Source organism: Streptococcus sp. 959 (assembly GCF_013277075.1).
GTDB lineage: Bacteria > Bacillota > Bacilli > Lactobacillales > Streptococcaceae > Streptococcus > Streptococcus pseudopneumoniae_C.
The window spans coordinates 135,425-151,545 of record NZ_VMMF01000017.1 but is presented as its reverse complement, the minus strand read 5'-3'; the positions used below and the strand labels follow the sequence as shown (position 1 = coordinate 151,545).

The window sequence follows — 16,121 nt, the reverse complement described above, 5'->3', positions numbered from 1 at the left end:
AATACGATGCGTTTTATCCTGCAAGAATCTACTATATTTCTCCTCAAATTGAGGTTCTATATCATAGTAACTCTACTCATTCATCGATTCAATTTTTAATCCTCGATCAATTTATAAAAATCAGAATGCTTTAGAGATAAAGTCTAATCTTCTTTACGTTTTGTAGCCAATAGTGCTGCTGACAAGGCCAGGCTAACACCTGCTAAGAAGATGGCTGTATCAGATTCTCTCTCACCAGTTTCTGGTAAGCTATTTTGATCTCCTTTGACTGCTGAAGCCTTTCTTTCTGCAGTCTGGTTATTAGCTATGTTCTGTACTGGATGCTCTGTTTTCTCCCGAACTGGTACTTCCTGATTTCCCACTGTTTCTGGAGCAGCGTTATCCTCTGGAAGTTTACTATCTTGAGGCACTCCTGGATTTACCCCGTCTTTAAAGTCAGGCTTCTCATCGACTGGTGCTACCTGATTACCTACAGTTGATTGTTTCCCTTTGTATTCTGAAATGTCGTTAACTGCTCCTTCAACAAAGTTAGCCCCTCCCTTAAATTCAGGGACTTCATTAACCGATGCTTCTACAAAGTTGACCCCTCCTTTGAATTCTGGAACTTCGTTGACTGGTGCAGGCTCCTCGCCCTTGCTATTTGAAATAGATGGTTTTACTCCTACCTCGATAATGCGGTCTTGAGCCTTTCTTTGTTCAGTATGAACAATAGTTCTAGTAGTTCCCACAACTTGAATATAGTCAACTTTTTCTCCATCTTGTCCTTCAGAAACAACACGACGTTGACCTTGAGCAAGTTCAGGATTTTCACGAATAACTTCTTTAAATGGAAGCGGAGTCTTTTCAATTTCCAAGCTTGGAGTTTCTGCTACTAAGTTTTTAACTCCTTCTGTCGGAGTTGTTTGGAAGGCTGTATTAAAGTGTAAACGATACTCTTTCACAAGATTTCCATCTTTGGAAACAAGACGCACGAGTGTTGGAAGATTGATATTTCCAGGATTCACAACTGTGACTACTCCATGTCCACTAGTTGTCGCAGTAACTTTTGGTTGGGAACTCATTGCTGTTAGTGTATAATCTGTCACATTTGGATCAAAGTTTTCCAATGCTTTTCCATCAACCGAAATAGTGGCTGATGGTGTTTCCACTTCTGATCCTTTGCCTGTAGAGTAGGCTGTAAATTCTACAACTGCCAAACCATTAGTAGTAGACTTACGAGTCATACGTGCTCGAATGGCTGTCGTTTGAATCGGATCAAAGTTAAATTCTATTGGTTTACCAGCTACGATTTCTCCAGAAGCTTTGTAAGGGATTGATACCCAATTTTCTGCCTTGTTGAATGGATGGTCAGCATTTTCTTCGTAACGAGAAATCGTACTTGGTTCTGTAAAGGTAGGACCAATATATCTTTCTAGAACCATTTTCTCTGGAGCATCTGTTCCACTATCTTTAAAGAACTGAATAGCTACTTTTCCAATGGATTGAGAGGTAATTTTTCCATCCTTCTTAAAGAGTAGGCCGACAGAAGTTTCTTGATTTTTCGGAGTACGAGACCAGTTTGTCCAACGTCCATCTTCATTATATTTTCCATCATTGATATAGAAAATTCTATCATGTGAAGCTGCTTGTGTATCGTTCGTTGTCGAAGCAAAGGCTTTAGAATCCGTTTCATTGTTGCTTGGATTTTCTGACAGAACTTGGTTACCTTTAGCTACAACTGTCACCTGTATTTTAGTTGTTAGATTTGTACCAATGACATGACCAGTTACTTCAAAACTTCCCTCCTGTTCTGTCGCATGTTCAGGAATGACATCCCATTGAACTGCAAGGTTAGCCTTAACCCAGCCAGCTTGTGAAGGATAATAGACTGTCACTTCAGCAGGCAATTGAAGTTGATCACCAACATTCAGGGTCTTGGCACTATTTTCTGCAGCTGCTGGTTGTGTTGACTCTTTTTCGTCATCACGGAAGATACGATATTCTTTAAGAACAGTTCCATCCTCAGCTTTCAAGATAAGACGTGTCGCACCTTTTTCACTTGTTGCAGGAACAACTGTCACCAAGCCATTGTTGCTTGCTGTTGCAGTGATTTCTTTGCTAGATTGAGGAATATAGTAATCAGTCTTAGATGGATTAAAGTGTTCAAGATCCTTTCCATCTACTTGGATAGAAATCTCTGAACTTGTAGAGCTCACTACCTTATTTCCAAGGACAGTTAGCTCTGTCAAACCAATACCAGCAGTTCCATCTGCTTTCTTCATGCGCATACGAACAGCATAGGTTTCTACCTTATCAAATGTAAAGTGGTTGGTTTTACCTGCAGATAATTGTCCAGGAGCTTTGAGGTGTTCCACCTCTTTCCAGTTAGCTGCATTATTAAATGGATGGTTGCTATCACGTTGAGCATTATTGACATCATTCGGAAGATCTGGAACTTCTTGACCGACATAGTATTCAATAACATATTCTTTTGGAAGACCAATCGCTCCATCAGTATAGAAATCAACTGAAAGATTATCAACAAAGCGCTTGGTCAAATCACCAGAGTTTCCAAACAAGATTGATGCCCAGTCATTATCAGTATTTGTTCTCCAAGTAGTCCATCTATTTTTAGCATCTGTAGGCGTTCTTGACACAGTCAGGTCGTTCAAAGCATTAGCTGAATCATCCCCTCCTGTATTAGATACAATAGCTGCTGGCAATTGTGAACCTGTCCATTGTTTAGAGATATTATTTCCAGCAACCACTTGACTAGAAACACGGACATGAGCCTTGGTGGTCAGATTGCTACCAACTAAATGACCATTGATTTCATACACCCCTTCAGTTTGACTAAAGTTAGCTGGTACCTGATCCCAAACCACATCTTTGTAGATAGTGGTTCCATTAGAATGGTAAGCACGTACACTAGCTGGCAATTGAACTGTCTCACCCTTAGGAAGAGTAAGGCTTATTTCCTCTGCAACTTGCAAGCCTTCAACCGTCACCGTTGCTTGAGCCTCAATATCTGTACCTTCTACATGTCCTTTAAGGGTAAAGCTATGATAGTGCCCCAATTCTTTTTCAGCTACTTTGTCCCAAGTTACAGCTACCTTACGAGGCAAGCCTTTATCAAATTCTGCTCCAACTTGACTAGGTAAATTAGGTTGCTGATTGATATCGGTAGAGATAGAAACTGGATGAAGTTTGACAATTTTCTTCTCTACTTTATTTTCTTTAATCACCAATTCAGTTGCGACAGATTGCGTTTTTTCTGTTTGATTGTCAATACGAGGAGTTAGAGCAACACGACCCTTAGTATAGAGCAACAAGTTCTGTCCATTCACTTCAAGATGACCACCATCAGCTGACTTGGCTTCCAAGTGGACATCTGACGCTGCAAATTCCGTCTGTGAACCATCCTCATAATGCCCAATCACATGATAAGGGAGAACTTGATCTTCTGTTGCTTTCTCTTTTCCTTCAACGCTTACTTCCAAACGAGTCAAAGCAGGTGCTTCCTTCACGAATTGAATCAAGTAAGTTTGAACCAAGTCACCCTTCTGGTCACTCAAAAAGACAGAAGCCTGATAACCATTATCAGCAGAAGCTTGCTGAACTGTTACCTGATAGCCTGTAGTCTGTGCTCCAACACTTGGGATTTTAGCACTGTAAGGAAGGGATACTCGGTAATAAGTCTTTCCAGGCTCAAAGTTTTCAAGAGTCTTATCTCCAACCGTGAGACCTGTAACAGTACTTTCTGTTTCCTTGTTGCTTGCGATAAAGGTTGCAGTTACTTCACGATCGTCATCTGTCAATTTACCAGTTGCTTCAGTTCGTCCACCTTCTTTAGTCAAGGCGGCAGGATCTTTCAAGGTCCAAGACACAACATCTGTATCAATCAAGCTGCCATCTGACAAAACAGCAGTAACCGTTTTATCCAAATCAGCTGCCGTTGTACCAACTGGAACTGTCGCTACCTTAGGCAACCACTTATCAAGTGCAACTACCTTGACAAGGGCTTCAGCCTTAGCTTCGAGACCTTCTACATTACCAAATACTTTTTTCTCACCTGCACTTGTAAGCAAGTCAGATGGCACTTTCCAAGTCACATCTTTTTCTTCAACACTACCATCACTATAAATAGCTGTTACTGTTCGTGGTAATTCAGGAGTGGTACTCACATCAGTTGTGGCCTTCACAGGAGCATAGGCTATAAAGTGACGGTTTTCTTTCTTACCAGACACGGTTGCAACTGTTGCACTATCAGATGTTAAACCAGCAGAATCTGCATAAAGAGTAAATTTACCTTCTTTTTCTGTTGATTTTACAATGACAACCCCTTTACCATTGAAGGCACGTCTCTGCCATGTTCCATCTGCTTGAGCTTTGTAGCGTTCACGACTAGCTTGTTCTCCATTATCCACACCAACGATTTGTCCCTGACCATGAAGATTGAAATGAACAAGATTGTTAGCTGTAGGAACCACATTACCATCGCCATCAACAATTTCGTAATGGATGTAAGATAAATCTTTACCATCTGCTGTGATAACATGCTCTTCTTTAGTCAGACGAACTCTTGCTGGCTCCCCAGCAGTTGTCACACTATCACGCGCAATTTCGTTGCCATTTTCATCTCGAGCAATCGCAGTCAGTGTGCCTGGTTGGTATTTCACAAGCCACTCAAGATACAATTCACTTGGTTTAGCCCCCTCATGATATGGACGTCCATCTTCTGTCGTTTTCTTAGTAAATTCCTTTTTACCAAGTGACTCTCCATTTAAGAACAATTCGACACTTGCTGCATTTGAGAAGGTACGAACCGGAACCTTTCCATCGACCAGCATCTTACGATCCCTAAGTGTCTCATCAGTCCAGTTCCAATGTGGTAAAATTCGGACAGTTGGTTTTTCTTTAGCACTATACCATTCACTACGGTAAAGGTAAAAATCATTCTTGGGTAAACCAGCCGTATCGATGATACCAAAGTAAGAACTTTTTACGGGTGTATTATCTTGGTTGTGCCATGGAGTTGGCTCACCGATATAGTCAATTCCTGTCCAGATAAATTGTCCAGCATAGCCAGCATGATCACGGTCAAAAGTCCATGACTCAGTAGCTGTTCTTCCCCATCCAACACGATCATTACCATAGTCAGATTGTTCATAGTGACGATTTGGACGGTTATCATGTCCAAGGATTTGAGCAGGATTGTAATAAGAATCACGCGTTCTAGTAGCTGAAGAAGTTTCAGAACCATAGATGAGCCAGTCTGGATGAGCTCTACGAACAGCTTCATAATTACGCTCTCCATAGTTCATACCCACAGCATCCATGATTTCTGCAACTTTCAAGAAATCACCTGTAGACGCACGACTAAATTTATTTTCACCCATGGTTACGTAACGCTCGGTATCAATCGCTTTGATAACAGCCTTCAAACGTTTAGCAGTTTCAATAGAACGAGGACTACCATTCGCTTCATCTACCTCATTTCCAAGAGACCACATCACAATAGACGGATTGTTCTTATCACGTTCTACCATTGTCCTAAGATCAAAATCAGACCACTTCTCTCCCTTCTTAGCCTCGGGATGAGTTGCATCTTGATCAAAGAAGCGTCCATAGTCGTAAGTCTTCTTGCCACCATACCAGGTATCAAAAGCCTCCTCTTGAACCAAAAGTCCTAGACTCGCCGCAGCATCTAGCAACTGAGGGCTCGCCGGGTTGTGAGTGGTACGAATGGAGTTCACTCCCATATCTTTCAGAAGTTTTAATTTACGATAAGTAGCCTTATAGTTCTCTTCTGCACCCAAGGCTCCATTGTCATGGTGAATACTTACCCCATGGAATTTCATTCTCTCACCATTGAGAGAAAATCCTTCCTTAGCTGTCCAGTTAAAATAACGGTAACCAAATGTATCTTCTGTTACATCAACTAACTGGCCTTCTTTATAGACTTTTGTTTTTAGAACATAAAGTTGAGGATGGTAACTTTTCGTTGTCCAAAGAGTTGGCTGATTAACCAGGATATTCTGATTAAATTGTGCTGTTTCATTTTCTGCCAAACTCTTAGTTTCAGAACGAACTAGTTCTGAAACAGCTTTACCCTCCTTAGTGAAAATCTGTTGCTCCACAAAGACATTAGCAGCTTTTTTATCTGTATTTTTAATCTTACTTTGAACTTGTGTTTCAACATTGCTATTTTTTTGTTCAGCTAATTTTGGTGTTGTAATGTGGTTCCCATTTTCCGCAACATGGACTTTATCACGATAACTAAGGGTTACATCACGATAAATCCCACTACCAGAATACCAACGACTACTTGGTTGCTTATTGGTCACTTGAACGGTAATGGAATTTTCACTGCCATCCTTGTTCAAAAATTCTGTAATATCATAAGAAAAATGATTGTAACCACTTGGATAATGGCCTACAAATTTACCATTTACATAAACCTTAGAATCCATGTAAACACCATCAAAATTGATACGAACATCCTTGTTCTTGTCTGCTTCATTCAATGTAAAAGTCTTACGATACCAAGCTGTTCCACCATTTAACTGACCACCTTCGTTGCGAGCAGGAGACTTGTGATCGAAGTCAAAATAAATACTCCAATCGTGTGGAAGATTCAATTTAGACCAATCATGAACATCCACATCTTTTTTTGAAAAATCTCCTTGGGCGTTTAGTTTAAAGTACCAATCTTTATTGAAGTCTTGTTTTCGATCTGATAATAGCTGCTTCTCTTTTTCAACATCCGCTTTACTTGACTCTTTAGAAAGCGCTTGCGTTTTTTCAGAAGAAGATTTGAGATCTGCAGTCGGTTTTACCTGATCCTTTTCTGAAGTTTTCTTAGCATCCTCTTTTACATCTGTTTCAACTGCTGCTGTAGATTTCGGACCATCTTCCACAGTCTTTGGTTTTGTCTCTTCAGATTTTTGCTTCTCCTCAGCTTCGTTTCCTTCTCCTACTTTATTCGGAGTTTCAACTTTAGGACCAGCTAATTCATGACTGCCCTCGTTAACAGGTGTAGTAGTTTCAGTATCCTTAATCTCATTTTCTTCTGCTACTTCAGATTTTGGCTTTACAAACTCATGTCCACCATTCTCATCAGCCTTTGCGATAGCAGCTGCCACATCATCAGGAAGCTTATCTAAAGGTTGGGCTTGATGAACCGTTGTTTCTTCTGTTTGAGTATTGGATGAAGCCACCTCCTCAGCTTGTACAGCTGAAATACCAAATATACTAGCCCCAATCATCACAGATGCCACACCTATAGCAAATTTACGAATGCTATAATGACAACGTTTGTCGAAAAGTCTTTTGTTCATTAAAATCCTCATTTCTTTTTCTTGATACTAAGTAAGCGTTTACTTTTTAGAAAAAATAACCTCCTTCAGAATACACAACTAAGCATCAAGTTTGTTTTTTATATATATTGAATATATCAAAATGAACAAAAAATTGCAATCTTTTTTATGATTTTAATATAACAAAAAATATTGAGGCCGCATCCTATAACGAGAAGCTTAACAATGGATAAAGAATCTGGTCCAAAACTATCAACTATTCAAAAACCACACAGTGTTGCTTTCAGCTTGATGATGCTCAATACTGAAATCACTGTGTGGTTTTATTGTGACATTAATGTTTATCCAGGATTATTGAATAACTCTTTTTCGAATTCTTAATCCTTTTTCCCTCTTTTGACAAAAGCGGCAGAGAGAACTAGTCCAAGACCACCTAACAAGGCTAAAGTAGCTGATTCTTCTCCACCTGTTGCTGGAAGTTGATCTTTAACTTTAGCAACCGATGTTTGTGGTTGTTCTTGTTTTTGTGCTTGATCTGTTTTCACTGATGCACTTGCAAATTCATCGGACTTTTCAACAGTAGTTTCAACATCACTATTGCCACTGCTCATCTTATCTCCATCGACTTTATCAACCGAATCTTTCAAGTTTTCCTCTGTTGGAGTGGCTTGAGAGCTTGCTGTTTCTTTATATTCTGGGACTTCATGGACAGCTGCTTCAGTGCCATTTACGCCACCCTTGAAGTCTGGGACTTCTACTACTGGTGATGGTAGCTTGCTTGAGTCTCCCATAGATTCAGTATACTCTGGAACTTCATGGGTAGCTGCCTCAACTGCGTTTACTCCGCCTTTGAATTCTAGCCCTTCTACTACTGGAACCACATCATCACCTGCTGTTCCAATGGCTTGAGTATATTCTGGAACTTCATGAACAGCTGCTTCGACACCATTTACGCCACCAGTAAATTCTGGGACTTCTACTACTGGTGATGGTTCGTCACCCTTACTTGTAGTTGGAGCCGGTTTGGCTGGTTCCTCTGGAAGTTCTTGGTGGAATGTCGTCATTTCGTAGAACTCTGGTTTACCTCCTTCCCAAACAAGTTTCACATCCAATAATGGAGATTTATCTCGGACAGCAAATGTTTGGAAGCTTGAGGTAATCTCACCTATTTCTGACCAAGAATCTCTTTTATCTGATTTAAGAGTTCGAGCCAATACTCGAGCCTTCACTCCTTGCGGAAGACTTGAAACAAGTCGGATATGGTTCACATCTGTCGGTTCTGACAAGTGGTAAACAAGCTCACCTTGGTCTTTCTCAGCCTTGTAGCTGGTCAAGACTTTACCATCTACGAGGTTGGTGTAGAGGTTACCTTGGCTTTCACCACTGTTTCCTTGAACAGTTGGATCATTAATCGGTTTCACGAATTCGCCATCATTGATAACCAACTCAGTGAAGCCTACAAAACGAGCATCATAGTTAGCTGTAAATAGAACACGGAGATAATTGGCTTTAACTGGACTTGCAAGTTCACCCTCGATGTAGCGGTTTCCTGGCATCTTAGAATCATGTGTCCAACCATCTGTCAAGGAATCATCACGTGTCTCATTGGCAACACCATCACCAACTGTCACAAGATCTGTCCAAGTCTTGCCATCTTGACTGACTTGAATCTTACCATCACGGAGATAGTTTTGAGTGCCGTCTTGAATGTAAGCTCTAATTTTCTTGATTGCACGTTCGCTACCAAGCTTCAAGGTGATATGACCATCTTTACGCGCATAGTCTGAAAACTCTACAAAGTTATTGTAAACTCCGTCGAACAATTGATCCAAGTTCTTAATCTTACGGACATCATTTCTACCGTATGTTGGATGGATGCCCATTGATGTCGAATCAAGTGTGGTTGGTTGAACTTCTTTTGTCTGAACAAGTAAAGACGTTGCTGTTACTGCTTGTTCTTGATCAGTCTTGTTGACCAAACGAACATAACGTACTAAGGACTTATCTGTCACTTGATCAGCTGGATACCATTCTTGAGCATTTGGAGAGTATTCCAAATTGAGGGATGGATTTTCTGTACCAACCGCTTGAATGAGTTCAGCTTGGTGAAGACGATCAAGTTTCATACCCAAATAACTCTTAGCTGGAAGTTTTGTTCCGCTCGGAATTTGCATATTATAACGGCCTAGGCTATCATCAACTGGAGTTGACTTCAAGTTTTCAACGTTTGTATCAGTCAATTTGCTATTGCCTGTACGTGTTTCAACTGAGAAGTCAGCGATACGCCACCATAGGTTGATGTTCTTAGTATTGCGAATACGGACATAGCGAGCTGAAATTGGAGTTTCGATTTCTTTGGTTTGTTCACCAGTCAAGCGATCCAATTCTTGCCATGAGTTACCATCTGCAGAATATTCAAGAACACCTTCTGCTAATTTATCTCCTGAACCTTGGTGGAGACGAACCTTAGTCACAGGTTTGACTTCGCCTAAGTCTAGTTGTACCCAACTATTTACTGGAGTTGTATCAGTTCGATCAGCATTCGCAAGCATGGCTTCAGTATTGTCACGACCGTCTGTAATCTGACCAACTGTCGTATTGTACTTGTACATAAGATTTGGACTAATCGTCACAGTAGCTGGCTGTTTAGCACGAGTAACTTCCACAGGGCGGTTAACAGCAATCTCTCTTACAGCAAACCAAGTATTATCACGATCTGAAGTCGCAATCATTCGAACAGCCTTGGCACGAATATTGAGTTTTTCATATTTAATAAGAGATTCATTTCCAGTGTAGCTTGGTTCTGAAAGTGTTACCCACTCATCATTTTCATTAAGATACTCAACCTTAGCATTGTTAAAGGTATCACGAGGATTTGCTTGAGTTCCCATTGCAAAGGTCAAGTTTTGGAGTGGAACAGCTTTGTTAAATTTCAAACCAATGTAATCACCAGTCTTGATACTGTTTGGCGATTTGATTAATGCATGAGTTCCCAAATCTCCATCAGTTACCTCAGCAAGTCCGCCTTCTACACCTGTACGGTTTGTGATAAATGTACTGATAACTTGGTCTGGATGCAAGGCTTTTTGAACTTCTGTTGCCAAGATTTCACGCAGTCCAAGCAAGAATGGACGGATGTGTTGAACACCTAACTCAGCTTTTTCATCATGATCTACATAATGGAAAGTATAAGTTTGTGATTGTTCGTAGAGTTTCAAGCCCTTGTAGTAACTATCCCAAAGTTTTGCAGAATCGTTCTTTTCGATAGCTTCTGTACCATCAAGGAGAGCACTCAAGGCATCCATTTGGTCAATAGTATTGTCCAACCAATAATGGATTTGAGCACGCATCTTTTCATCACCAGATGCTTTATAAAGTTGAGCTGCAGCTTTTAGTTTCGCAAATTCTGCACGCAAGCCTTCACGCTCTGCACCAACATCTTGACCAGCTTTCAACTTAGACATGAAGGCCGCCAATTTCGGTGCAAGTTCAACAGACTCTTCCAACTTCACAACACGACCATCCATGTTTTGGTTGATCATATGTTTACCAAGCTCACGGAAGGCAAGAGATGCTTCGCTATCTGTAAACTTACCATTTTCAACAAAGTTGAAGGCAATATCGTTTACTTTCTTAGCTTCTTCTTCTGATTTCCATTGTTTCCATGCATATTGAGCTGCAGAGAAGAGGGCAATCTTAGAAGGCTCAGATTGTTGCATTGGATTCAACATGATACCTGAAAGAAGACTAGGATCAACATTTGGATGAAGGAATTTCTCACCACCACCTAAGATTAAGTGTTGTTTAGAATTATCTGTAACAGGCCAATTGACCCATAGAGAAACTGGACGATAGGTCTTACCACCTGCAGTCAGATTGTTCTTAAGGTTAGAGAGGAAGCTTTCGGATACTTCACCCCAGATCTTACCACCAGTAAGGGTCATAGAGGTTGAAGTTGGAAGATTTTCATTGAGTGCTTTCAACTCATCTTCACGGCCATTACCCCAATATTGACCTGGGACAAAGATCATTTCCTTACGAAGGCCACCATAAGTTGCTTGTTTTTCAGTCAACCAGTCTGTCATGTCCTTCATCAAGCGGTTGTAGCTATTGTAGCCACCAACTGGACTTGGGGCATCATCGGCCAAAATACCGAACTCACGAACACCGACATCCATCAATTGAGTGAATTTAGCTTTAATAGTTTCAAGGTCTTTTTGGTAGTCAGCATCGTTGCCAAAACGGATACGGTTATTCATGAATGGGTGGATGGTCCACACATAACGAGTCTTGTTTTGGTTTCCGACACGTGCCAATTCACGAATTTCAGCTAGTTTTTCTTCTGGATAAAGTTCACGCCATTTCTTATTGTGATATGGATCATCTTTTGGTGCAAAGAAGTATTGGGTCAACTTCAAGTCACCACCATAACGCATCAACTCAGCACGATCAGCATTGCTCCAAGGGTTACCATAGTATCCTTCGATAAAGCCACGGTTCTTAATTTCAGCATAGTCTTCAACTGTTACGTTACGCAAGACTGGAGCTTCACTTTCATTAAGCATGTGTTTGAGAGTTGTCAAACCGTAGAAGACAGCATCTGTATCTTTACCGACGATAGAGATTGTATTGTTCTTGATTGACAAGGCATAGGCATCAATCTTATCAAAGAGTCCTTGAGAAATTCCAGACACTTCTTTTTCAGCTTGGGAATTTTGACCATGAACACCAAGGTAGATGTTGGTAGCACCTGCCACTGCTGATTGACTGCTTGTGTATGAGATTTGATGATCTTGTAAAACACTCTTCAAGCGGTTACGAGTATAGATATCCAAATTATCCCCCATAACAAGATTGACTTGTTTATGGAGTTTTGTAACACCTTCATCGTAAGTTACTTTTTGTGGCGTTGGGAAGACCTTGTACTCTTTCTTAAGGTAATCTTGACTTTTCGATGCTGCAGCAACTGCCTCATCACTTGTTGGCTTGCTAGCTACAAATTTATCAGCAAGTTCAGTTGTCCCGTCGCTTACTTCTTCAACTTTAGGTTTTTCTGGAGTCACAGGTTTCTCTGGACTAACTGGCTCTTCTGCATTGGTAGTAGAAACTGGTTTCAGAAGTTGAATTTCTGCAGCACTACCAAATCCTGCAACACCTGCTAGAACTTTTAACTCTACCTTATCCGTTTCAACTGCATCAAAGTTAACTGTTTTCTCTTTGGCATTGTTTTCCCAAGTTCCTGAAGCAACTTTAACCATCTGACCATCTTTTTGAGCATAGATTTCGTAAGATGTCACGACACCATTACCACCACCTGGACGTGGAAGATAAGTCAAACCATTGACTTTTTCACTTGCTTTCAAGTTCATAGCAACTGTGAATGGTGCTTGATGTCCAGACCATTTTGAATGCCAGAAGGTGTTTGGATCATTGTCGAAGGCTTTTTCTACTGGACCTTCTGCATTGGTACCTGGTAATTCTTGACTAGTTGCAGAAACTGTAAAATGATTATTTGGAATCAAACGTGGATTTACAAATGGTTCATTTGACAACTCAGCACTATGCAAGATTCCTTTGAAACCACCGATCGTTTCAAGTGGTAGAACCAAGCTATTATGAGCAAAACGAGGATTAGCTGGATTTGCAATACGTTCAACCTTTTCACCATCTACATAAACTTCTGTAGATTGTGGTTTCGTTACAACAGAGATTTGATAACGTTTGTTCTTTTCAAGTTTCTTGTTGAATTGAATATGGAATTGCTCAAAAGTATAGGCAAGGTAGCCATCCTTATCTGCAAGATAAAGTTGATTATTGCCACTTGTTGAGAAGGTCTGTTCACCGTCACCAGTTACAGTAACATCCATTTTCAGGACATGACTTGGTCCTGCGTCACCAACTAGACCTTCGATTGTACTGTCTTTATCGAAATTCAATCCTTTTTCACTTGTCTTCACTTTCTTAGCAAGGTAATCTTTAACAGTATCAGGATTGATCTTAAACAAATCTTCTTCAGCTACGGTCTTATCTGGATTAGATTGTGGTGCATAGACACTTGCTGGTTGAATACGGTCTGCATAGGTCTTAGCTGCACGGTCTGAACCCCAAGTGCGTTCTGCAGTAGACTGCATACTCTTGAAGAAACGTTTAAAGATATCATAAGAAGTAAGTCCAGTTTCATGGAGGTCAATATTATCATTCCAAACCGCATGACCACCACCAATGATATTAGGATTAGAAGCTTCTAGACGTGGGCCACCACCTGTTGAGAAGTCATTTGGTGCCCAACGGTTGTACTGAGTTTCATAGTTAGCATAATCTCCATAAGCAGCTTGACTATTGCTACCACTTGGGACACTATAGGTTGGAACATCTGTGATATTGATAATCTTGGCACCTTGAGCAATTGCAGCTGCTGGACGTTGCCATCCAAGGCTCCAGATATCCACTTCTACATCTTTCCAATCAACTGGCGTTTTTCCTTGTTTGGCGCTGAGTGATCCCCAAATACGTGGTGTATAACCTTTTCCTTTGATATACTTGATGAGGTCATTGACATAGCGACGATAGCTTTCTGGACTTCCATAATACTCATCTGTACCGATATGAACGGTAGAAACGCCATGAAGGGGTGCATCTGGACCATCAAGAAGTTTATCATAGACTGATTTAACAAAAGCAAGTGTTTCTTCGTACTTGTTATCCAAGTCCAACATAGCTACACGTTCTACATTGTGTTTTCTCGCACTAAGTTGACCCTTGTACATCAAGTCTGGACGAACTTTAACGAATGAAAGGGCGTGACCTGGTGTGTCAATTTCAGGAACAAGGTTGATATGCAAAGCTTTTGCTAACTTGATGATTTCTTGCATTTCTTCCTTGGTATAGTGCTCATCTGATGTTAATTTTTGGCCATCCTTACCAACAATATCTGTCTCCACACGGAAGCCTGTCTTGGCATGCTCTAGAACATACTTCAGTTCTTCTTCTGGACTTAAGTTCTTACCTGCCAAGTGCTCTTTTAGGAAGATATAGTTATCATTCAAGTGCAACTGCAAGTCATTCATCTTGTAGTAGGCCATGTTTAGCATGATGTCTACAAGCGTATCATAAGGGATAAACTTACGACCTGTGTCTAGCATAAAGCCACGGTGGCTGAAGCTTGGGAAGTCACGGATCTCACCGTTCTGTAGATCTTTTTCTCCCATTTGAAGAAGTGTACGTGTAGCATAAAAGGCACCTGCATTTGTTGCAGCTTCTACAGTGATAACACCATCTTTTACAGTGATACCATAGCCTTCCTTGCCATATCCCTTGTCTTCAACCTTCTTAAATTCAATTCGTTTTTGAGCTGTCTGATTGCCTGTTGCAATTTCTAAGCCACGACTTTCAAGGTCAGTCTGATAGAATTTGGCTTCTTGACCAAATCCAGAATCTCCGACTGAAATAACAGTAGATGATGTAATAGAAGTTTTTCCTTCAGTTCCATACCATTGTTGAACTGCTGGAGCAACTGCTGGTTTAGTTCCAACGCCTTCGTCTGCATGCAAGCCTTTAATAAGAACTTCAAATTCTTTTGTGAAGGTATGAGTATCTTTGACTTGTTGGACCATGACCTTAACAGTTTGATCTGTTAAAGGTTTGTAGATTTTGTTATTGAGATCAACAACACCCTGTTTGTTGCTACCAATTAAGCTTACTTGACCTGGTAATTTAGGTAAAACAAGTGATTTTCCATCTTTAGCAACTTCTAGTTCTGTCACCTGACGAATATCTGTTGGTTTGCTTGCATCCGGAATGTTTGAATAGGCACGAATTTCTTGAATACCAACATTTTTCCAGTTCATAGTACCAGCTTGGTAATCTGTGATTTCAAGTTTAAGGTACTTGGCTTGAATAGCCTCTTTCAAATCAACTTTTTCATCAAGAAGTGGAGTGCCTGTTCTTTGATAAGCTAACTTCCATTCTTTAACTCCTGATCCATTCACATCATCCTGGCCAGCGTAATAAAGATTCCATGACTTGATATTTGGATCATTTTTTTCACCACGAACACGGCGATCCCAATCAATCTCCACATGCTTAATCACTGTTGTCTTTTCAAGTGTAAATTCGATGGTTGGTTTTTCAACATTTTGATCAGTAGCCCAGCGAGTATCAGGTTTTCCGTCAATTGCCTTTTCTGCTGTGTACTGTGTATTTGCTTCATGGTTTGATGCTGTAGCAGAAGCTTTTTCTAAATGATTGACATCTGGAGTTTCGACCAAATCTTTGGCCACTGGCTTTTCAGCAGGTTTAGCTGCTGGAGCTACTTCTTCTTTGGGAGTTTCTGCTGGTTTTGGAGTTGTTTCTTCCTTAGGAGCAGGAGTTTCAGTTGGTTTTGTAACTGTTTCTCCAGTATTTTCAGGCTGACTTTCTGTCTCACTTGGTTGAATTTCAGTATCCTCCGTCGTAGTAGCAGTTTCTGCTTTTTCAATTGCTGCTGCTATATCTGCTGGCAGTTTATCCAGAGGATGAGCCTGTGTTATTGTTCCTTCTGTCTCAGCAGGTCCTTCTGTTTCAGCTGCTTGAACCATGCCAGCACCAAAGATACTGGCACCAATCATAACAGAAGCTGCACCAATCGTAAATTTACGAATACTATAATGACACCGTTTCTCAAAAAAATGTTTTCCCATTTTTTCCTATTTCCTTTCATACGCTCACAATCGTAAACGTTCTCATTTCCTTTAGAAAAAGAGAGGACCTAGAGGTCCTCTCTGGGTATTCTTTTTTCTCCACTAGAACAAGCAGAGAGTTTGAGCTCCCTTTTAATGAAAACTC

General features: G+C 40.6%; 2 protein-coding genes. Both read right to left on the bottom strand.

The features are described 5' to 3' along the window. Nucleotides 1–143 precede the first annotated feature (143 nt). Complete coding sequence (locus HT717_RS06630; RefSeq protein WP_173304759.1) at nt 144–7,319, bottom strand: SIALI-17 repeat-containing surface protein; 7,176 nt, start codon at nt 7,317–7,319, stop codon at nt 144–146. Between the two features lie 356 nt (nt 7,320–7,675). Then, nucleotides 7,676–15,976, bottom strand: coding sequence for an SIALI-17 repeat-containing surface protein (locus HT717_RS06625; protein ID WP_173304757.1), 8,301 nt, complete (start codon nt 15,974–15,976; stop codon nt 7,676–7,678). Nucleotides 15,977–16,121: the final 145 nt, after the last annotated feature.